This window comes from Salinimicrobium aquimaris (assembly GCF_035607535.1).
In the GTDB taxonomy this organism is placed as follows: Bacteria; Bacteroidota; Bacteroidia; order Flavobacteriales; family Flavobacteriaceae; genus Salinimicrobium.
The window spans coordinates 41,085-59,699 of record NZ_JAYDZX010000009.1; the positions used below are offsets into that span (position 1 = coordinate 41,085).

An 18,615-nucleotide genomic window follows, 5' to 3' on the forward strand; every position below is an offset into this window, starting at 1 on the left:
TTATTTTTTAATTACAAGAAAGATGCTGTCTTCCTGCGGTTCTACAGAATGATATTCCCCAATGGGGATGATATGCTCGTCAAAAAGAGCGAGGTTCATCTTTTTTTCACCTGCTATATAGGTAATGCGCCCTTTGATTACCAGGATCCTTGCAGGAATGTCGCTCTTATGTCCCTTTAGAATTACATCTTTATTAAGGCCAATTGCCAAAACATGAGAACCTTCTTCCTGTTCAAACCTCCTTACCACCGGCTTTGTTGCGGTTGGTAACTCAGACAATACTTCCTTTACTAACATTCTTCTCACTTTTAATTTTTTACCTAAAACTTCTGGGCCCCATAAAATTTGTACTGGTAGTTTCAATAAGTCTGTCTCCATTGTAGATACCTATTTCGACATTATTCTTTTCACTTTTCAGTAATGCCTTGGGAATCACAATAAATAATGTTCCTTCTGCAAGCCCTTTTTCGGGCACGATGATCTTGTTATGTGTGACAGATTCAATTTTACCTTCATGAGACATTAATCTGAAATTCACATTCTCAAAGCTACCAGTGGTTTTATTGATAAGCTTAAAGGTGTAAACATTGCTTATCATATCATTTGCCTTGGTCTCATACAGCTGTCCCGGCAGGCGCAGAACAGTTGCTTCCACATCGGACCTTAGGAACAGCATTCCTGAAAGTATCCCCACCAGCACGAAGAGAATTGCAGCAAAACCTTTCATTCTGGGGTTCAGTTTAAATTGCTCCTCCTTTTCGATGTTTTCTTCAGAATAGAAACCAATGAGCCCTTTTGGAAGATCCACTTTTTCCATCATGGCATCACAGGCATCTATACAGGCTGTACAGTTAATGCACTCCAACTGGGTTCCATTCCTAATATCTATTCCCGTTGGACAAACATTCACGCACTGGGAGCAATCGATACAATCCCCTTTTCCAATTTCCTGCCTGTTCTCATTTTTTCTGAATTTCGCTCTTCCCTGAGTACGTTCACCTCTTTTGTGGTCATAGGCTACAACAACAGACTTTTTATCAAGCAGGACACTCTGAAGTCGGCCGTATGGACAGGCGATCGTGCAAACCTGCTCCCTAAACCAGGAAAAGATGAAATAGAAAACGCCGGTGAAGATCATGAGCGCAACAAAGGTGCTGAGGTTCTCCAACGGCCCCTCTGTAACATACTGTAGCAATCTTTTGCTTCCTACCAGGTAAGCAAGAAAGACATTTGCAATCCCAAAGGATATTAAAAAGAAAAGGAACCATTTAAATCCTTTCTTTCTTATTTTTTCTGAGTTCCACTCCTGTTTATCCAGCCGTATCTGGGCACCTCGATCTCCTTCTACCCAATATTCGATCTTCCTGAAAGCCATTTCCATAAAAATGGTTTGAGGACAGATCCATCCGCAGAAGATCCTTCCAAAGGCCGATGTGAACAGGGTGATGAATAGGACACCAATGATCATTGCGGTCACGCCTATATAAAAATCCTGTGGCCAGAAGGGTTGCCCAAAAATGTGGAACTCTCTCCCCAGGATATTGAAGAGCATGAACTGGTTGCCATTAATATGAATAAAGGGAGAGACGATCAAGAACAGCAGCAGGAACCAGGTAAGGCGGGTGCGGTACTTATAGAACCGGCCGGAAGGCTTCTTGGGATACACCCAGGAACGTTTTCCTTCCTCGTTGATGGTACCTATCCTGTCCCTAAAATTGTTCTCTACCTTTTCCAATTCCCTCTGCTTATCTTCTTACTGAGTAATTGTTACTCTGTCCAGATCTCTCCTTCGGCTTCTTTTGGATTCGCAGGGGTTGTGCCCTGTAGACTTAAGATATAACTGGATACTTTCTGGATCTCTGCAGGCTTCAAGGTGCTTTTCCATGCGATCATACCTTTACCTGCACGTCCTCCTTCACTTACGGTATGGAAGACGTTTTTAATTCCACCCCCAAGGATCCAGTGTTCATCTGTGAGGTTGGGGCCAATACCACCACCACCATCGGCAGCGTGGCAGGCCATACAGTTGACCTGATAAATAGCCGCACCTTCCTCCAGGTCGCCTGCATCTGTTAGAAGTTCGACATTGTCTGCATCCACAAGATCTGGGGCTGTTTTCTTGTACTCTTCTAATGCAATTTGGGCAGCGAGCATTTCCTGCTCAAATTCGTCCACCTGGCTTTCACCACCCAGAATATGGTAGTAAGCCAGATATCCTGCTGCAAATACAATCGAAAGATAAAAGGAGTATAGCCACCACGGTGGAAGCTTGTTGTCCAGTTCTTTGATGCCGTCGTAATTGTGATCGAGCTCCAGTTCCCCTTCTTCAGAAATAGGACGGGTTCCCGCAAGTTTTCTGTAGATCCTTTTAAGATCATATTTTTCCATCCTCTTCTGTTGAGCTGCCATATAACGCTCTTTAGCTTCGGGCGAAAGTGACTGGAACATGATTTTCTCTACCGCACCTAATATGACTTCAGCAGCTATGAGGAATAACAGGATCACTAATAAGACCCCGCCAAGCAAAGGGTATTCAATAAAGGCATAATTGTCGCCTGAGTCTACAAAATATTCTAGGGCTCCCGCAATGATGAGGAAAAGAACTGTAATCCTTATCCAGGCTGGAATTGCATGTCTCATAGTTTCTGGTCGTTATCTGTTTCTAATGGAATTTGTTCTACATTGTGGATGTAATCTTTTTTGGCGGTGAAGACCCACCAAAAAAGTGCTACAAAAAAGAGGAAGAAAATGAGCAGGGAAATGATTGGATAGATCTCTATCCCTGCTATGCTTTCCATATGTCCTTTTACGAATTTTAGCATGATAGTTAGTTTGAAGTTGTTGAATTCACCACTTTAATATCTGTTCCGAGTCTCTGTATATAAGCAATGAGGGCGACGATCTCACGATCTTTCATTTCCACGAATTCCAGCCCGTGCTCTTCTGCATATTTCTTATCGGCTTCATAAGTGGCTACAAAGTCGGGGTCACTGTAAAGGTTTTGCTGTATCCGGGTTGCCTGCTCCTCCATATGTGCCTGCGCATTTGCGATCTCAGCTTCGGTATAAGGAACTCCCAACTTTACCATGGCCTTCATTTTATCTTCTGTAGAAGAACGGTCATGTTCATCTGTAATGAGCCATTTGTAACCTGGCATTATAGATCCTGCCGATGTGCTTTGTGGATCATACATGTGGTTGAAGTGCCAGTTATCTGAATATTTCTGGCCCACTCTCATCAGGTCAGGCCCTGTACGTTTACTTCCCCACAGGAACGGGTGATCATAGACATACTCACCTGCTTTTGAGTATTCCCCGTACCGCTCTACCTCACTTCTGAAGGGTCTAATCATTTGGGAGTGACAGGATACACAGCCTTCCCTGATGTAGATATCCCTTCCTTCCAGTTCCAGCGGAGAATAAGGTTTCACGCTGGTGATGGTTGGAATATTGGATTTTACAAGAATGGTAGGTACGATCTGGATAATCCCACCAATAAGAATAGCGATCGTAGCCAGAATTGTTAGCTGTACCGGTTTACGTTCTAGCCATGTATGGAAGCCTTCTCCTGCCAGCCTCCTGTTGCTTATCTTTTGTAATGGTGCAGCTTCAGCCAGTTCGTCTGTAACTTCAGTTCCGGTCCTGATTGTTTTGTAGACGTTGTATAACAGGATGAACATTCCGAAGATATACATACTACCTCCAATAGCTCTAAACCAGTACATTGGCATGATCTCGGTCACGGTCTCAAGGAAGTTTCCGTAGACAAGGGTTCCGTCAGGATTAAACTGTTTCCACATGGAAGCCTGTACAAAGCCTGCAACATACATTGGCAGGGCGTAAAGGATAATACCTAAGGTACCTGTCCAGAAGTGAGCATTGGCAAGTTTTATCGAATATAGTTTTGTTTTGAACATTCTTGGAACCAGCCAGTAGACCATTCCAAAGGTTAGGAACCCGTTCCACGCAAGCGCACCTACGTGAACGTGGGCAATAACCCAGTCGCTAAAGTGGGCAATAGCGTTCACGTTCTTTAGGGAAAGCATTGGACCTTCAAAGGTAGCCATCCCGTAACCCGTAATGGCAACGACCATGAATTTAAGAACAGGGTCTGTCTTTACCTTATCCCAGGCACCACGTAGGGTAAGAAGTCCGTTGATCATACCACCCCAGGAGGGCATCAACAGCATCACAGAAAACGCGACGCCCAGGTTCTGAGCCCAGTCTGGCAAAGATGAATACAATAAGTGGTGTGGTCCGGCCCAGATGTAGATGAATATTAAGGACCAGAAGTGTATAATAGAAAGTTTGTAGGAGTACACCGGCCTGTTGGCAGCTTTTGGTACAAAGTAGTACATAAGCCCTAAAAATGGAGTTGTGAGGAAAAATGCTACAGCATTATGTCCATACCACCACTGTACCAGCGCATCCTGCACCCCTGCATAAACCGAATAACTTTTGAACAATCCCACCGGGATTGCAAGGCTGTTAAAGATGTGAAGTACAGCAACAGTGACAAAAGTGGCAATGTAGAACCAGATAGCTACATAAAGGTGCCGCTGTCTTCTCTTGAAGATTGTGGCGATGAGGTTCCATCCAAATACCACCCAAACAACAGCAATAGCAATGTCAAAGGGCCATTCCAGCTCGGCGTATTCCTTGGAACTGGTAAAGCCTAAAGGCAATGTAATGGCAGCTCCAATAATGATCAACTGCCATCCCCAAAAGTTGATTTTACTCAGTATGTCACTGTACATCCTTGCTTTTAGCAATCGCTGCGTGGAGTAATAGACCCCTGCAAAAATGGCGTTCCCTACAAAGGCAAAGATCACTGCGTTGGTGTGTAATGGTCGTAAACGCCCAAAGCTCAACCAGGAGATGCCGTCGGTAAGGTTAGGAAACAGAAATAAGAAAGCTAAAAGAAGCCCGACTAACATCCCAATCACTCCCCAAAAAAGGGTTGCGTAGAGGAATTTTTTTACGATTTTGTTGTCGTAGTAGAACTGTTGCAATTCCATTTTTTAATTGTCTAGATTAATTTTTACTTGGTTTTGTTGATTTCTCTTTAACAAGCTCATCTTCAAAAAGTATACGCACAGAAGGGGTGTAGTCATCGTCGAACTGACCATTGCGCACAGCAAGAATAAAAACAACGAAAAACACTACCGCTACAATAATGCTTATTGTAAGGAGTAAATAGATGACGCTCATACCTATTTATATATAAGGGGCAAAGCTACAGGCATTGTCATTTGGTAAATATGATTTCGGTCAGGTTTGTCCAAATTGCTCGCGTAAAAAATTCAGGCATATATGATTAGGCTCATATTTGATAGCGACCCTAATTAGGACATTTGTATCTGAAATAATATTTTAATTCATCTGATCATGAAAAATTTGAAACACTTTAAAAAGAGAATTGTATATGTCTTCTTCCTTGCGGCAGTCGTAGCGGGTTTGCTTAGCTCCTGTGAAAAGGCAGTGGCTGCCAAAGAGGACCCACAATTAATGAAAGTATATGGAGAGAGTGAAGCCGAATTAACTGCTCCTCCAATGGTGCCAAGGCCGGTGGGAAAAAGAGCTGCTACCAAATTGATAGTGAACATGGAAGTAGTTGAAAAGGAAATGGAAATGAGCGACGGCGTCACCTACGTCTATTGGACCTTTGACGGAAGCGTTCCCGGAAGTTTTATCCGCACCAGGGTGGGAGACGAGATCGAGTTTCACCTTAAAAATCACCCCGACAGTAAACTTCCTCACAATATCGACCTGCACGCTGTAACAGGACCTGGAGGTGGAGCCGAATCTTCTTTTGTAGCTCCGGGACATGAATCTGTTTTCACCTTTAAAACTATGAATCCGGGATTATATGTCTACCACTGTGCTACCGCTCCTGTAGGTATGCACATCGCAAATGGAATGTACGGACTAATTCTTGTTGAGCCCGAAGGTGGTCTTCCTCCCGTTGATAAAGAATATTATGTAATGCAGGGAGATTTCTACACAGAAGGTGAGAATGGGGAGAGAGGTCTACAGGCCTTCAGCATGCAGAAAGCTGTTGATGAGGATGCAGATTACGTTGTATTCAATGGAAAAGTTGGTGGACTTACAGGCGATAATGCTTTAACTGCCAAAGTTGGTGAAACAGTTCGGCTGTTCGTGGGTAACGGTGGACCAAACCTGGTGTCTTCCTTCCACGTGATCGGGGAGATCTTTGACAAGGTTTACCTTGAAGGTGGTAATATGATAAACGAAAATGTTCAAACCACCCTTATTCCTGCCGGGGGAGCTGCTATTGTTGAATTTAAGGTTGAAGTTCCCGGAAATCTTGTATTGGTTGACCACTCTATCTTTAGAGCGTTCAACAAGGGTGCTTTGGGAATCCTAAAAGTTGAAGGTGAGGAGAATGAAGAGGTATTCGGCGGCAAGATCGAAGAAAAAGTATACAACCCGGGAGTAACTGCTACCGAGGTTACCGAAGAAGCCTCTGAAGCTGCACCGGTTGCCAGTACTTCATTAGCTGAAAAGATGGAAAGAGGAAAACAGGTCTACACTCAAAACTGTCTTGCCTGCCACCAGGCTACGGGAGCGGGAATACCTAATGCCTTTCCTCCACTTGCAGAGTCAGATTACCTGAATGCCGATGTACATCGTGCTATTGAGGTTGTGAAATTCGGTTTGACAGGAGAGATCGAGGTAAATGGTAATGTTTACAACAGCGCCATGCCTAAGCAGAACATTTCCGACGAGGACATCGCCAATGTATTGACCTATGTGTATAATAACTGGGGCAACGACAAGCAGGAGGTCACACCCGAAATGGTGAAAAAAGTAAAATAATATAAAGATGAAGACTTTAATCAGATTGGCAATTTGTATCGCTGCAATGATCCATAGCCAGGCCTATTGCCAGTCTGGTTCTATGGTCGAGATCCCTGGAGGGGAGTTCCTGCCGCTTTATGGAACAGAGACAAAAGTCCCTGTGGGAAATTTTAAGATGGATGTCTATCCCGTAACCAATGCCGAATTCCTGAAATTCGTAGAGGATAATCCGCGGTGGAGAAAATCCCAGGTAAAGCAGTTGTTCGCCGATGATAATTACCTTCGAAGCTGGAAAAGTGACCTTAGCCTGGGCGAGGGAATGCTGCCAAACTCTCCGGTGACCAATGTGTCCTGGTTTGCGGCGAAGAATTACTGTGAATGCCAGGGCAAAAGATTACCTACCGTAGATGAATGGGAGTATGTGGCCATGGCCAATGAAACCAGCCCTGATGCCCGAACCGAGAAGTCATACAACCAGTATATCCTGAGCTGGTACGAAACTCCGGCTACCTTTAATAATCCAGTAGGGGAGACCTTTAAGAATTATTGGGGAGTCTATGATCTTCACGGCCTGGTTTGGGAGTGGACCGCCGATTTCAACTCGGTAATGATAGGAGGGGAATCCAGGCAGGACAGCACCGGCGATAATAATCTTTTTTGCGGGGCGGCCGCAGTTGGAGCTACAGACCTTATGAATTATGCGGCCTTTATGCGTTATGCCTTCCGCGGAAGTGTAAAAGCAAAATACTCGGTGAAGAATTTGGGGTTTAGATGTGTTCAGGATATTGAAAAAACAGAGTTATGATTATGAAAAAGGTAATTTTTATAATGCTCTCGGTTGTTCTTATTGCAGCATGTGATAATGCCGGAAAGAAGGATGCGCAAGTAGAGAAAGAGATGGCAGTGAATACAGAGGAGCTAACAGGAGAGATCCCCGAGCTTTCCATCTATAACCTGCCCTCAACCTGGACTACACAGGATAATGAGCACATTCAGCTTGAGGAGTTGCGCGGCAATGTACTGGTCATGGTGATGATCTACACCTCCTGTAAAGCTGCCTGTCCCCGACTTATTGCAGATATGCGGAACATCGAAAAACAAGTGCCTGAACAATACCTCGGAAAGACCAAATTCATCATGGTGAGCATAGATCCTGAAACCGATACTCCACAGCGACTCAATGCTTTTGCCAAAGAGAATGAGATGGAGGATGATCACTGGATGTTCCTTCGCGGTACGCCTGAAGATACCCGGGAATTTGCCACCGTACTTGCCGTAAGCTATAAGAAGATCTCCCCCATTGATTTCTCCCATTCCAATATCATAAGCGTATTTGATGAGGAAGGAGTGCTGGTTCACCAGCAGGAAGGTCTTGGAGTAGATAATACTGAAACCGTGGAGGCGATAAACATTGAAGTTTCAAATTAAATAGAGATTATAAAAGATCAGACCGGAAGGGCTTCCAAAAAGGACAATTTTGGAAGCCCTTTTTTTGCTTTTAAACGCATTTTTAAAGTAGGGAACAAAAAACTGCAGCAGCAAACACCGCGGCAAAAAGAGCAGATGGGAGTCACTACCATTCGGGCAAAGAACTACTCTTTCAGCTGAATTCCGTGGTCCTGGTTTTTTATTTCATGATTTTATGAAGGTTAAACTTCAGCATAAATAAATGAGCAATGGTTTAGGAGAAGTCTTTGAGCAGGATTCATTGTTCTTCCTGATACTTTTCCATCTTCCCGCCCCCCGGGTTAGTTCAATTCTTTTTCCCTTCCCAAACCTGAAGTTTGCGGTGCGTCGTGTTTCAGGAAATCCTCACTGGTCTTCCTGAACTGGTTAAAAATGGTTGAAAAATGGTCTTTTTGAGAAGTAAAAACAACAAGAAGCAAGTAGGGGATTGCTTTCTCGTTGGCCCTCCCTGCCTTACGACAGGAAAACAAATAATTTAATCACTCTCCTAAAGTAGCCGTTTTTAGATCTCTCTTCAAAAGTTTTCACGGTAAAATTTCAAATCCGGCAGAAATTTAACATCCTGCTGCTGCTCCGGGGAATTTAAAAGAAGAAAAGGGCCGTCTCCTTAAGAGGCGGCAAAATACCTTTTTAGAAGTCGATTAAACTGTACATTCCAATTTCTTCTTACCTGATACTTCTGCCAATAATGTTGGTGCAAACAGTGGTGAAGGCAATAATTGAAATAGAACTCAAAGGCATAAGGACGGCTGCGATCACCGGCGAAAGCTGACCTGTTACAGCGAAGTAAAGCCCCACGAGGTTATAAAGAAAGGACAGGACCATACTTATTTTGATTACTTGCATTCCTTTTTTAGAAGCTTTAATGAATTTCAAAAGGCTGCCAAACCTACTTGCATCAAGAATTGCGTCACAAGCCGGGGAGAATACGTTTACATTTTCGGAAAGAGCAATTCCTACTTCACTTTTTGCCAGCGCCCCCGCATCGTTCAATCCGTCACCAATCATGATGGTCTTTCTTCCCTGTTGCTGCAGGGCACTGATATAAGAGAGCTTGTCTTCGGGTTTTTGATTGAAGAACATTTCTGTTTTGCCGGGCAACATTTTTTCAAGCCTTGTCTTTTCTCCTTCGTTGTCTCCCGATAAAATGGAAAGGTGATACTGCGGTGCAAGTTCAGAGAAAAGCTCTTCAACTCCTTCGCGATATTCATTATAGAATATGTAACGTCCTTTATATTGATTGTTAGCACTAACATGTACCGAAGTATTTAGAGAAGGAGCCGTGACTGTGTTGCCAACAAACTCAGCCGATCCCACCTTCATTGCCTGCTTTTGGTGTAGACTTTCTATTCCTTTACCTGTTATCTCCCGGAATTCTTCAGGCGGATTGATATCATATTCAGCCAGCATGTCATAGAGGGTACGGCTCAAAGGGTGATTTGAAGCACGAAGGGTGTTTTTAAGCAGTGATTCTTCTTCCGCAGTAAGTTCAATGCCTTCGTAGCTGATGCTGCTTTTTTTATTGGAAGTTATAGTTCCGGTTTTGTCAAAGATGAGGCTATCTGCTTTGGCCAGTTGCTCGATGACTCCGGCATTTTTGAGATAGAACTTCTTATTTCCGAAGATTCGCAGGAGGTTACCTAAAGTAAAAGGAGTAGACATGGCCAGGGCGCAGGGGCAGGCGATGATGAGGACCGCAGTGAATACGTTGACAGCGGTAGCAACATCCAGAAAGGCCCAGAATGCTGCAGCCGAAAACGCGATCACTAACAGTACAATAGTGAAATATTTGCTGATGTAATTGATGAAGGAAGTAAAAGAATCTTCCTTCTTTACCTGGAACACATCGTTGCTCCAGAGTTTTGTGAGGTAGCTTTGAGAAACAGACTTTAAAGCTTCCATTTCTATCATCCCCGAGACCTGTCGCCCGCCCGCAAATAATTTATCCCCCGATTCTTTTTGAACAGCCTCGGCTTCTCCGGTAACGAAGCTATAGTCAATTCTCGCATTTCCATTAATAAGGATCCCGTCTACAGGAATAAGCTCCTCATTTCTTATCAAGATGCGGTCGCCCTTTTCTATATCGTGGACGTGTATGCTTTCTTCTTTTCCGTCGGAGTTTATACGGGTGATTCCGATTGGAAAGTAGGACTTGTAATCTCTCTCAAAAGAGAGGAAATTGTAAGTTTTTTGCTGAAAAAATTTTCCGAGGGTGAGAAAAAAAACCAATCCTGTAAGGCTGTCAAAAAAGCCTGTTCCCCAGTCAAAACTGATCTCTATCGTGCTGCGAACAAAAAGCACCAGGACTCCGAGTGCCAGGGGCACATCTATGTTGAGGATCCCCGCCCGCAAGCCTTTGTAAGCCGAAATGAAATAATCCTGCGCGACATAGAATACTACCGGCAGGGAGAAGGTGAACGTAAGCCACCGAAACAAACCTTTGTATTGCTCCAGCCAGTATTCATTCACTTCAAAATATTCGGGGAAAGAAAGGAACATCACGTTTCCAAAGGCAAAGCCTGCAACTCCTAACTTATAGATAATGCTGCGGTTGATCTGTTTTTTTCCCGATTCGGTATCGTCAAGACTTATATAGGGCTCATAACCTATGCTGCTTATGAATAGCACCAGTTCCTTTAAAGTCAGCTTTTCAGAATTATAGGTGATCCGGAGCATTTTCTTTGGGAAATCCACCTGGGAAGACGTGATCTCCGGTTTGAGTTTGTTGAGGTTTTCCAGGATCCAGATGCAGGAACTGCAATGAATATGCGGGATGTACAGGGAGATCACCTGGATGTTGCCATCATCGAACTCCAGGAGCTTATCCACGATCTTCCCGTTGCTTAGGAAGTCGTATTTGCCTTCGTACTTCGCAGGTGCCGCACCGGGTGCAGCCTCCATGTCATAATAGGAAGCCAGCCCGTTCTCTGAAAATATTTCGTAAACGGTCTTGCAGCCGTTGCAACAAAAAGACCTGTCGTCAAAGGTGATGCATGACTTTATGGTATCACCACAGTGATAGCAAGAAAGTTCCTCCATAAAAATTGCTCGTTTCGTACCGGGTGCAAAGGTTGAAAATGAGCAGGTTGTAAAATATGATAGCGGTCATATTTCAATGATCACCTTCAAAAATGGCATTATAGGAAGGGATTTATTGTGAAAATTAAGCCTTGTGATCCACTCTTGCTCTGGAATATTTCTCAATTTCAGAATTGAGCTCGGCACCCAAAAGTATGATAAGGCTGGTTAAGAACAGCCATAGGAGCATTACTACAACTGCTGAGATTGAGCCGTAGACTTCTCCGTAACTTCCGAAGTTCTTGACGTAAAATGAAAAACCCCAGGAAGCAATAAGCCATAACACAGTGGCCAGAATGGCTCCGGGGAGGACCCATTTAAAATCCGGCTTCTTTCTGGCGGGTGCGTAGCGATAAACAGTACCCAGAAAGTACACTACTATTGCGGCAAGCACAAGCCAGCGCAACCAGGATATCAGACCTTTAGCGGTAGCCGGTAGAGGAATACTGTCTACAAATGTAGGCCATACTACAATGACGCCTAAACTTAAGATCACCAGTATAACGGCTCCAAAGGTAAAAAGCAGGGTGAGCGCGTTCTGTTTTATGAAGCCCCGGTCATTTGATGTGTTGTATGCGATATCGATCCCTGTGAATAATGATTTCGTACCTTTATTGGCACTCCAAATACTCAGAAGAATCCCGATGGCCAGGCTCCAGCTTAAAGCACTGCCCGATGTTGTAACCAAATCCTGCAGTTGAGCCTGTATGATTTCAAAAGCCTGTTGTGGCATCACCTGGGAGATTGTTTGCAGTTGCTCCTGTAGACTTTGTGGGTTCATAACCAGGCCATAAATAGAAACCAGGGCTCCAATGGCCGGAAAAACTGCAAGAAAAGCGTAAAAAGCAACTCCAGCTGAAACGATGGAAACATTGTCTTCCCCAAACATATCCTTGACTCCAATTCCTATGGACTTCCAGCCGGAAAAAGGGATCTCAGAAGGCTTATTCACTTTTCGTTTTGGATGGTAAGTCTTGCTCATTTTTTGCATTTTCTGAATTAACTTTCTTAAAATAAGAAATTCAAGCAGCAGAATTTGTAATGGCTGCTATAAACATTTGTTAATCCTGAAATTTTCAATCCCGTTCTGCTACCTTTCCCTGCTTCTTAAAATGGCCAATTACAGAAGGGGCCGTAAAGCCATGTATGATAATTGAAATTAGGATGATATAAGCTGTGATCGCGTATAGTTCATTTTTATGATCGAAGTAGTCAAAACTTACAAACGCCCAGGACAAATAAAATATGGAACCTATTCCCCGAATTCCAAAGAAGCTTATGGCCAGTTTACTTTTAAAATCCCCTTTTACCCCGGCTAAGCCTATGATGCCTGCTAAGGGCCGTATCACCAGTACAAATAAGACAGCAAACAGAACTCCCTTCCAGTCTGTTAATGCCAACATGCCGTTCATAAGAGAGCCTCCAAAGAGAAGGATATAAATTACCATGAAAAGATGCTCCATTTCCTGTACGAAATCATGTAATTTTTTCTTGTAATCCTGATCCACTTTTTCATAATAGCGAAGGGAGAAACCGGCAAAGAAAACAGCGAGAAAGCCGTACCCGTGTAAAAGCTCGGTCGCCCCGTAGGTCATAAAGGTGAGGGACAAGGCTAGAAAACCCACAAAGGTCTTTACGCCCGCGTATTTATATATCCGGTCCATCAAATGTCCGATCAGCCACCCTATAAACAAGCCACAGATCACTCCTATGACTACTTTAAGCAACAATTTGTCCCATAACCAGTTCGTAAAGTTGAAGGCAGCCCAACTTCCGGCTTGTGCCACCAGCACGGCAAGGTATGAGAAGGGGTAGGCAATCCCGTCGTTGAGCCCTGCTTCGGCGGTCAATGTAAACCTGATATCACTGGCAGGTTCTTCCTCCTCCATGGGATCGTCCAGTTGAACTTCAGCTGCCAAAACAGGATCTGTAGGTGCGAGAACGGCAGCCAGCAGAAGGCTGGAAGGCAGGCTTAATAACAGAAAGTACTGGCCCAGTAGAAAGGCAGAGATCATACAAATTGGCATAGTCACAAAGACGAGGAGAAGGGGCTTTCGCCAGGCTCTAAGGCTATAATGAGCACCAATCTTCAATCCCGCACCCATAAGGGAAATGATCACCAGAGCTTCAGAAAAGTACATGAGGCTTTGATCTTCCCACAAAGGATCGGGCCACCCCAGTGGCAGTCCAATGGCAAAAAGTCCAAACCCAATAAGCAGCAGCAGGATAGGAGAGCTTATTTTTAGCTTCTCAGAAAAAGCAGGGAGCCAGGCCATAATTATGGTGGCAAATCCAAGACCGGCAAGGATTAAATAGTGTTCTTTCATTACTGAAAAATATGATTTATTACGGCCTGCGCTTCATAAAGGAATGTTACTTCTTTAAAATTACCAGATTTGATCTGAATTTTTGGGATAATATCCAATGCGGAAGTAGGATTTTTTCCAAAAAGATCTAAATTTGTAAGTATGGGAACAGACGTATCACAAGAAATCAAAAGGTTCAAAGAGGTAAGAGATGAAAATAATTTCACTCAAACCGAATTCGCACAGCTGCTTGGAATCAAAAATTCTACAGCCGATATTGAAAGAGGACGTACAAAATTGTCCGGTAAAGTGGTTGCCGAACTCCTGCGGCAATTTGGGATCAACCCGTTGTGGCTGTTTGGAGAGAGCAACCAAAAATACCTTCAGGTCACTAAAGGAGATGTAAGTCCCAAAGTGGTAAGCCTCAACAGCGCAGAAGAAGAGAACATTGTGCTGGTGAACGTAAAAGCTGCTGCCGGTTATCCCCACAATGTGCAGGATGTAGATTGGTATCAACAGCTTCCGGCCTTTGACATTCCTTTGCCCGCATATCGCAATGCCACGCATCGCGGATTTCAAATAGAAGGAGATAGTATGCTCCCCAACTTCAGGCCGGGAGAGTGGGTGCTGGGGAAAGCGGTACCGACTATTGAAGAAGCAAGCAACAACAGGATCTATGTTGTGGTGCTTTATGACTCTGTACTGGTTAAAAAACTTCAAAAACTTCCCGATCCCTCTAAATTACTCCTCATTTCTTTAAATGAAGAATATCTTCCCATAGAGGTGAAGGTAAATGATGTGCAGGAATTGTGGCAGGTGAACAGCAAGCTAACTTTCAATCTTGAAGCGCCTTCGGAGAGTAGCTTATTAAAACAGCTGCAACAATCCATGGAAGATCTTAAGAGTGAATTCAAGACTTTAAAGCATTAAAAAACGGCCTGAGAATTTCAGGCCGTTTTCCAGGATTCTTTACATCCTGTGGTTAGAGCTGGTTAGTTGTTTTGTTAAAGGTCGTCATCTCCACCAAGCCCGGTGTTCTCACCGGCCTCGTTCACACCTTCCTCAACTGCTTCCCCTGTTGCTTCGGCAGCATCTTTGGTTTCGCGGCAGGAAATCAGAGAGGTGGAGAGAGCGAAACTAAAAAGCATTAGTAAAAAATACTTTTTCATCCTTAGGTTATAAGATTAATACTCGTCTTCTATTTCTTCAGCTTCCTCTTCAAGTTCTTCATTCAATTCCATATCATCTACATCGTCTGCTTCTTCGGTATCCCTACAGGATACAAAAGAGGTGCTGATCGAAAATAACAGGGCGAATAAGAAAATTAGCTTTTTCATAATTGGTTGGTTAGAGTTAGTTAGAGTTAAAATAAGAATTAGATATCGTCTTCCATGTCATCGTATTCCTCCTCTATCTCATCGCCTCTATCTTCAAGTTCGTCTGTAGCTTCTTCTATTTGATCTCCACGATCGGCTTCTTCCCGACAGGAAATAAAAGATGAACTTACACCAAAAAGTAAGGCCAGTATCAAGATTAATTTTTTCATTGCTATTGGTTTTTTAAGGGTTAGTTCTAACAAATTTATAGAAAGCTATTCATTATTAGCATTTTAGATGCTAAAGTTTTCCTAAAACACCCTTAAAACTGAAGATTTTATAGGAGTATTCTAATTGTCGTCTCCAATTTTTTCAATTTCTTCGTCGATCTCCTTATTTACCTCTTTGTCAACTTCCTTAGCGGTTCTCTCCAGGATACCTTCTCTTCCTTCTTCATCCTCAACTTCCCTCTCGACTTCTACTTCCCGTACCACTCTCTCTTCTCTTACTTCTTCTCTACAGGACATTAAAAGAACTCCGTTGAGGGTAAGGAACATAATCAATAATCTCAATTTCATAACTTAATTATTTAGGAATTTGAACAGCCAAGGTAGGAAAGTTCTGCCTCTGCTACTTCGAAATTGGCAGCACTTTAGGATCTTTTCTAAAGGAGATTTTAAAAGGAGCTTCTTAAAACTCCTTTTTTAAAGATTAATTAAAAAAGGCCATCCTGCAATGGATGGCCTCTTCTGCTTCTTATATGGAATGCCGGATTAGAATATTCCTTCGAGTGCCAACATTCCGCCAACAGCCGATGCTACTGCAGATACCACTCCGGTTGCAACCAGCCACCATGCTGCGGTTGCCGCTGCTTTTCGGGATTCTTCGGCAGCAATTAAAGCTTTTTCTTTAGCTTCGGCCATCTTTTCGTTTACCTTTATCTGGATGTCATAGGCCTTATTCAGCACAGTATCCCGTGCACTAACGATCTTCTCGGCAATAGGTTCAGCTTCAGCCCGGGTGAGGGAAGTCCTGTTGGAGATCATGGTGATCATCTCCTGCTTGTTGTAATGTTCAAGCTTATACTTAAGATCTGGCCCTGCACCTGAATCCTGAAAAATAGCTGTAAAATCTGAATAGATCCTGTTAAGATCATTTGTTCCACTCTGGAACATCGATTTCACTTTTGCTTCCAGGTCCTGTTTCTTCTGCTGTGCATCGCCTTTTTTAGCTTCTGCTTTGTTCCCCTGATCATTAAAGAATGATTGTACCTTATTGAGCACCTTTTCGGCCTGAGAAATTCTTTGATCTGCTTCTCTTTCGTCCATGTTCTGGGAAGCTAACAGTTGTACAAGTGTATTGCGATCAAATGCGCTGGCTTTAGCTTTGGCAATGTTCCTTGCTTCTTTTGGTTCGTTCAGGATCCTCTTAAGGTCCTCTTCCAGTTTTTCAGGTTGTAATTCGCCTTTGTTGGTGTTCCTTAAGGCATCCTTTATTTTAGCCTGGTATTTATTGATCTGCTCCCTGTCAGCCGGTGTAAGGTCCTCGATTCCGGCTTTAGCTTTTTCCTGGGAAGAGGCGTCACTCTTGGCAATATCCTTTATACTGTTCACGTGATCTTTAATGGCCTCTTTATCTTCTTTTGAAAGGGAGCTTTTGTCGGCTTCCTCAAGGATAAGTCGTTTAACCGAATTAGGATAATCAAAATCTGCTTTTTCCGTTACCTGTATATCGGTAATCAAATCCTTGATTTGTTTCTTCAGGTCTTTTATGTCAATTCGCTGGGGCTTTAATTCTTTGACATAGTCATCTACTTTTTTATCGATATCGTGAGTGGAGAACAGCTTCTCGAACTGTTTGCGCATTTCTTTTGCTTCCGTTTTGGCCTTCGTTTTGGCAACGTCTTTGGCAACGCTTGAATCTGATTTCGAAAACACAGAACCTGCAGATGATAAACTACTTTTAACTGTGGAAGCTAATCCTCCTACCAGAGACGTGATCATATTCACTTCCAAATAGGTGACTACCATAAAAAATGCAGCCCAAATGACGAGTCCCAGGGTAGCGCCAATAAAGTTTGCTCCTATGAGACCAAGCTTCACGGCAAAAAGACTTGCGAAGAAAAGAGCTATGGACGTGGTCACAAGGGTCCAGACTCCAAGGCCGGTAGAGACTTTTTGGCCCACATTCATGCCGTCATCATCATCATCGTCATGCTTATGAACCTTTTGCCGGTCTTTGGTAGAATCGCTGTGACCTTTCTTCCTAATGTTTCCTACTGCCGTAATTCCCCCCGCGACAGAAAAAGCCGTCAATAACAACTGGAATCCCAGGGCGAGTAAAACCCCGGCAACAACCGCAATAAAGAAATTGGTTTCTTCGAGGAGCACTGCAGCTCCTACTCCTTCCTGTGCAAATAGATTTAGTGGAAATAGAATTAATAGTAAAAAGATATACCTCTTCATAGCTGATATTTAATTGGTTATACTCCAATTTAAGGCTTTGAATGCAGTACCTTCTTTAAAAAAATCTTAAATCCCTTTTATTTTAAGGAGAACTTAATGTTTGAGAGGGGCAGTGGATTGGAAACAAAAAAAAATTAAGATTTCAACAAAGGCAGAAGCTTGAAGTAGACCTCCTCACAAGCTTGTTTGGAAAGAGGTTTTTCCCTGTAGTCGATTACCCGGGCATAACCTTTGGCAGTATTGCGGTCACTTTCATTAATGGAAGAGGTAACCATCACTACGAAGATACTTTCTTTATAAGGCAAATCTTCTATCTGGTCCAGGAAATCCCAGCCGTTGTAGTTAGGCATGTTAATGTCGAGGAATATGAGGAGGTTATTGTCTGAAGTCCTGTGATTGAGATAGTGCAGTGCATCCTCTGCCTTGAGAAAATCCCTGACGCTGGAAGGCAGCTTGCTCTTTTTTATGAGCACCTTGTGCAGGAACAATACTACTGCATCGTCATCAATAACAATAACATCTACGTTCATATAAGCAGGTGAAGCAATTGGCGGGGGCTACCTAAATTGCGGTTGATTAATTAACCTTTTGTGTGAGATCAAAGATAGGAAAATAATTTTCTCGGGTTGCTAAAACTGGAACAGCAGGCTCCTGAATTCCCATACCTTATAAAGAAAGAGCAGGAAGAAAATAGCAGTAACTACAAATTCCATAAAAGTAGAGGCCAGCAAACCTATAAAGGATCCCGAAGCCGCCTTGAGTGCAGATCTTGAATCGGCCTTATTGAGGATCTCGCCCAGATAAGCTCCCACAAACGGTGCAATAAGAATTGCGAAAGGAATAGGAATGAAGATCCCTGCAAACAATCCTATTGTCGCTCCAAACATTCCCTGTTTGCTTCCTCCCAGGTATTTTGTTCCCAGTGCCGGTATGGCGTATTGCAGAGCAAAAATAATAATGGTGACAAGTAAGGTGACACCAAGATAGGTGTAGTTCATAGGTACTACAGAGGTGAGATGGAGAAGGAGAAGGCCTGCCCAACTAACAGGGATGCCGGGGAGCATAGGCAGAAAGCTGCCAAGGATACCCACCAGCATTAAAATTGCTGCCAGGCAAAGGAGAACTATGTCCATAGAAATTCTTTTTTAGCTAAGATATACAA

20 protein-coding genes are annotated in these 18,615 nt (G+C 43.4%); 4 read left to right on the top strand and 16 right to left on the bottom strand.

Annotated elements, in window-relative coordinates:
- From VR862_RS09745 to ccoS, 6 genes are read right to left on the bottom strand one after another with little or no spacing between them, the layout of a single operon-like run.
- Entirely contained in the window at window positions 1-297 is a 297-nt protein-coding gene (locus VR862_RS09745) for a hypothetical protein (protein WP_324720775.1), read from the bottom strand.
- A gap of 19 nt (window positions 298-316) precedes the next feature.
- Window positions 317-1,735 carry a cytochrome c oxidase accessory protein CcoG gene (ccoG, locus tag VR862_RS09750; RefSeq protein ID WP_324720776.1) on the bottom strand — a complete coding sequence of 473 codons (1,419 nt, stop codon included), beginning with the start codon at window positions 1,733-1,735 and terminating at the stop codon, window positions 317-319.
- A gap of 32 nt (window positions 1,736-1,767) precedes the next feature.
- Window positions 1,768-2,640, bottom strand: coding sequence for a cbb3-type cytochrome c oxidase N-terminal domain-containing protein (locus tag VR862_RS09755; protein ID WP_324720777.1), 873 nt, complete (start codon window positions 2,638-2,640; stop codon window positions 1,768-1,770).
- On the bottom strand, window positions 2,637-2,822 hold the full coding sequence (locus VR862_RS09760) for a CcoQ/FixQ family Cbb3-type cytochrome c oxidase assembly chaperone (RefSeq protein WP_324720778.1): 186 nt from the start codon (window positions 2,820-2,822) through the stop codon (window positions 2,637-2,639). Before VR862_RS09760 ends, VR862_RS09755 begins: the two co-directional genes overlap by 4 nt.
- A 5-nt stretch (window positions 2,823-2,827) precedes the next feature.
- Window positions 2,828-5,017 (bottom strand): cytochrome-c oxidase, cbb3-type subunit I, encoded by a 2,190-nt coding sequence (gene ccoN, locus VR862_RS09765; RefSeq protein WP_324720779.1) that lies wholly within the window; start codon window positions 5,015-5,017, stop codon window positions 2,828-2,830.
- A gap of 16 nt (window positions 5,018-5,033) precedes the next feature.
- Entirely contained in the window at window positions 5,034-5,210 is a 177-nt protein-coding gene (ccoS, locus tag VR862_RS09770) for a cbb3-type cytochrome oxidase assembly protein CcoS (protein ID WP_324720780.1), read from the bottom strand.
- Between the two features lie 177 nt (window positions 5,211-5,387).
- On the opposite strand from ccoS, the gene nirK reads away from it, so the two are divergent.
- The 3 genes from nirK to VR862_RS09785 are packed head-to-tail and all read left to right on the top strand — an operon-like array spanning window position 5,388 to window position 8,249.
- A complete protein-coding gene (nirK, locus tag VR862_RS09775) occupies window positions 5,388-6,839 on the top strand; it encodes a copper-containing nitrite reductase (RefSeq protein WP_324720781.1) in 1,452 nt (483 codons plus the stop codon).
- A gap of 7 nt (window positions 6,840-6,846) precedes the next feature.
- The gene (locus tag VR862_RS09780; RefSeq protein ID WP_416384494.1) at window positions 6,847-7,626 is read left to right on the top strand and encodes a formylglycine-generating enzyme family protein; all 780 of its coding nucleotides are present in this window, start codon (window positions 6,847-6,849) and stop codon (window positions 7,624-7,626) included.
- 2 nt (window positions 7,627-7,628) lie between these two features.
- A complete protein-coding gene (locus VR862_RS09785) occupies window positions 7,629-8,249 on the top strand; it encodes an SCO family protein (protein ID WP_324720782.1) in 621 nt (206 codons plus the stop codon).
- A gap of 705 nt (window positions 8,250-8,954) precedes the next feature.
- On the opposite strand, the gene VR862_RS09790 is transcribed toward VR862_RS09785, so the two are convergent.
- From VR862_RS09790 to VR862_RS09800, 3 genes are all read right to left on the bottom strand, one after another.
- Window positions 8,955-11,327 carry a heavy metal translocating P-type ATPase gene (locus VR862_RS09790; protein WP_324720783.1) on the bottom strand — a complete coding sequence of 791 codons (2,373 nt, stop codon included), beginning with the start codon at window positions 11,325-11,327 and terminating at the stop codon, window positions 8,955-8,957.
- Window positions 11,328-11,451: 124 nt separating this feature from the next.
- A complete protein-coding gene (locus VR862_RS09795; protein ID WP_324720784.1) occupies window positions 11,452-12,348 on the bottom strand; it encodes a YihY/virulence factor BrkB family protein in 897 nt (298 codons plus the stop codon).
- 94 nt (window positions 12,349-12,442) lie between these two features.
- Window positions 12,443-13,693 (bottom strand): cation:proton antiporter, encoded by a 1,251-nt coding sequence (locus VR862_RS09800; RefSeq protein ID WP_324720785.1) that lies wholly within the window; start codon window positions 13,691-13,693, stop codon window positions 12,443-12,445.
- A 141-nt stretch (window positions 13,694-13,834) separates the two neighbouring features.
- Here VR862_RS09800 and VR862_RS09805 point away from each other — a divergent pair, with 141 nt between their 5' ends.
- Window positions 13,835-14,602, top strand: a complete 768-nt coding sequence (locus tag VR862_RS09805; RefSeq protein ID WP_324720786.1) for an XRE family transcriptional regulator — start codon at window positions 13,835-13,837, stop codon at window positions 14,600-14,602.
- Window positions 14,603-14,676: 74 nt separating this feature from the next.
- Here VR862_RS09805 and VR862_RS09810 read toward each other — a convergent pair whose 3' ends face one another.
- The 7 genes from VR862_RS09810 to VR862_RS09840 all read right to left on the bottom strand — a co-directional run bounded on the left by VR862_RS09810 (window position 14,677) and on the right by VR862_RS09840 (window position 18,586).
- Window positions 14,677-14,841: a hypothetical protein gene (locus VR862_RS09810; RefSeq protein ID WP_324720787.1), complete on the bottom strand. Its 165-nt coding sequence runs from the start codon at window positions 14,839-14,841 to the stop codon at window positions 14,677-14,679.
- 15 nt (window positions 14,842-14,856) lie between these two features.
- A complete protein-coding gene (locus VR862_RS09815; protein WP_324720788.1) occupies window positions 14,857-15,009 on the bottom strand; it encodes a hypothetical protein in 153 nt (50 codons plus the stop codon).
- Between the two features lie 38 nt (window positions 15,010-15,047).
- The gene (locus tag VR862_RS09820) at window positions 15,048-15,218 is read right to left on the bottom strand and encodes a hypothetical protein (protein WP_324720789.1); all 171 of its coding nucleotides are present in this window, start codon (window positions 15,216-15,218) and stop codon (window positions 15,048-15,050) included.
- A 120-nt stretch (window positions 15,219-15,338) separates the two neighbouring features.
- A complete protein-coding gene (locus VR862_RS09825) occupies window positions 15,339-15,566 on the bottom strand; it encodes a hypothetical protein (protein ID WP_324720790.1) in 228 nt (75 codons plus the stop codon).
- Window positions 15,567-15,761: 195 nt separating this feature from the next.
- Window positions 15,762-17,453, bottom strand: coding sequence for a hypothetical protein (locus VR862_RS09830; protein WP_324720791.1), 1,692 nt, complete (start codon window positions 17,451-17,453; stop codon window positions 15,762-15,764).
- A gap of 134 nt (window positions 17,454-17,587) precedes the next feature.
- A complete protein-coding gene (locus VR862_RS09835) occupies window positions 17,588-17,983 on the bottom strand; it encodes a response regulator (RefSeq protein ID WP_324720792.1) in 396 nt (131 codons plus the stop codon).
- 99 nt (window positions 17,984-18,082) lie between these two features.
- Complete coding sequence (locus VR862_RS09840) at window positions 18,083-18,586, bottom strand: DUF456 domain-containing protein (protein ID WP_324720793.1); 504 nt, start codon at window positions 18,584-18,586, stop codon at window positions 18,083-18,085.
- Window positions 18,587-18,615: the final 29 nt, after the last annotated feature.

What these genes read in the sequence shown, in the direction of transcription:
- VR862_RS09810 (WP_324720787.1), bottom strand. Translation starts at nt 14,841, where the DNA reads ATGAAAAAGTATTTTTTACTAATGCTTTTTAGTTTCGCTCTCTCCACC.
- VR862_RS09755 (WP_324720777.1), bottom strand. Translation starts at nt 2,640, where the DNA reads ATGAGACATGCAATTCCAGCCTGGATAAGGATTACAGTTCTTTTCCTC.
- VR862_RS09825 (WP_324720790.1), bottom strand. Translation starts at nt 15,566, where the DNA reads ATGAAATTGAGATTATTGATTATGTTCCTTACCCTCAACGGAGTTCTT.
- VR862_RS09785 (WP_324720782.1), top strand. Translation starts at nt 7,629, where the DNA reads ATGAAAAAGGTAATTTTTATAATGCTCTCGGTTGTTCTTATTGCAGCA.
- VR862_RS09800 (WP_324720785.1), bottom strand. Translation starts at nt 13,693, where the DNA reads ATGAAAGAACACTATTTAATCCTTGCCGGTCTTGGATTTGCCACCATA.
- VR862_RS09805 (WP_324720786.1), top strand. Translation starts at nt 13,835, where the DNA reads ATGGGAACAGACGTATCACAAGAAATCAAAAGGTTCAAAGAGGTAAGA.
- ccoS (WP_324720780.1), bottom strand. Translation starts at nt 5,210, where the DNA reads ATGAGCGTCATCTATTTACTCCTTACAATAAGCATTATTGTAGCGGTA.
- VR862_RS09840 (WP_324720793.1), bottom strand. Translation starts at nt 18,586, where the DNA reads ATGGACATAGTTCTCCTTTGCCTGGCAGCAATTTTAATGCTGGTGGGT.
- VR862_RS09835 (WP_324720792.1), bottom strand. Translation starts at nt 17,983, where the DNA reads ATGAACGTAGATGTTATTGTTATTGATGACGATGCAGTAGTATTGTTC.
- VR862_RS09820 (WP_324720789.1), bottom strand. Translation starts at nt 15,218, where the DNA reads ATGAAAAAATTAATCTTGATACTGGCCTTACTTTTTGGTGTAAGTTCA.
- nirK (WP_324720781.1), top strand. Translation starts at nt 5,388, where the DNA reads ATGAAAAATTTGAAACACTTTAAAAAGAGAATTGTATATGTCTTCTTC.
- VR862_RS09795 (WP_324720784.1), bottom strand. Translation starts at nt 12,348, where the DNA reads ATGAGCAAGACTTACCATCCAAAACGAAAAGTGAATAAGCCTTCTGAG.
- ccoN (WP_324720779.1), bottom strand. Translation starts at nt 5,017, where the DNA reads ATGGAATTGCAACAGTTCTACTACGACAACAAAATCGTAAAAAAATTC.
- VR862_RS09830 (WP_324720791.1), bottom strand. Translation starts at nt 17,453, where the DNA reads ATGAAGAGGTATATCTTTTTACTATTAATTCTATTTCCACTAAATCTA.
- VR862_RS09760 (WP_324720778.1), bottom strand. Translation starts at nt 2,822, where the DNA reads ATGCTAAAATTCGTAAAAGGACATATGGAAAGCATAGCAGGGATAGAG.
- VR862_RS09815 (WP_324720788.1), bottom strand. Translation starts at nt 15,009, where the DNA reads ATGAAAAAGCTAATTTTCTTATTCGCCCTGTTATTTTCGATCAGCACC.
- VR862_RS09745 (WP_324720775.1), bottom strand. Translation starts at nt 297, where the DNA reads ATGTTAGTAAAGGAAGTATTGTCTGAGTTACCAACCGCAACAAAGCCG.
- VR862_RS09780 (WP_416384494.1), top strand. Translation starts at nt 6,847, where the DNA reads ATGAAGACTTTAATCAGATTGGCAATTTGTATCGCTGCAATGATCCAT.
- VR862_RS09790 (WP_324720783.1), bottom strand. Translation starts at nt 11,327, where the DNA reads ATGGAGGAACTTTCTTGCTATCACTGTGGTGATACCATAAAGTCATGC.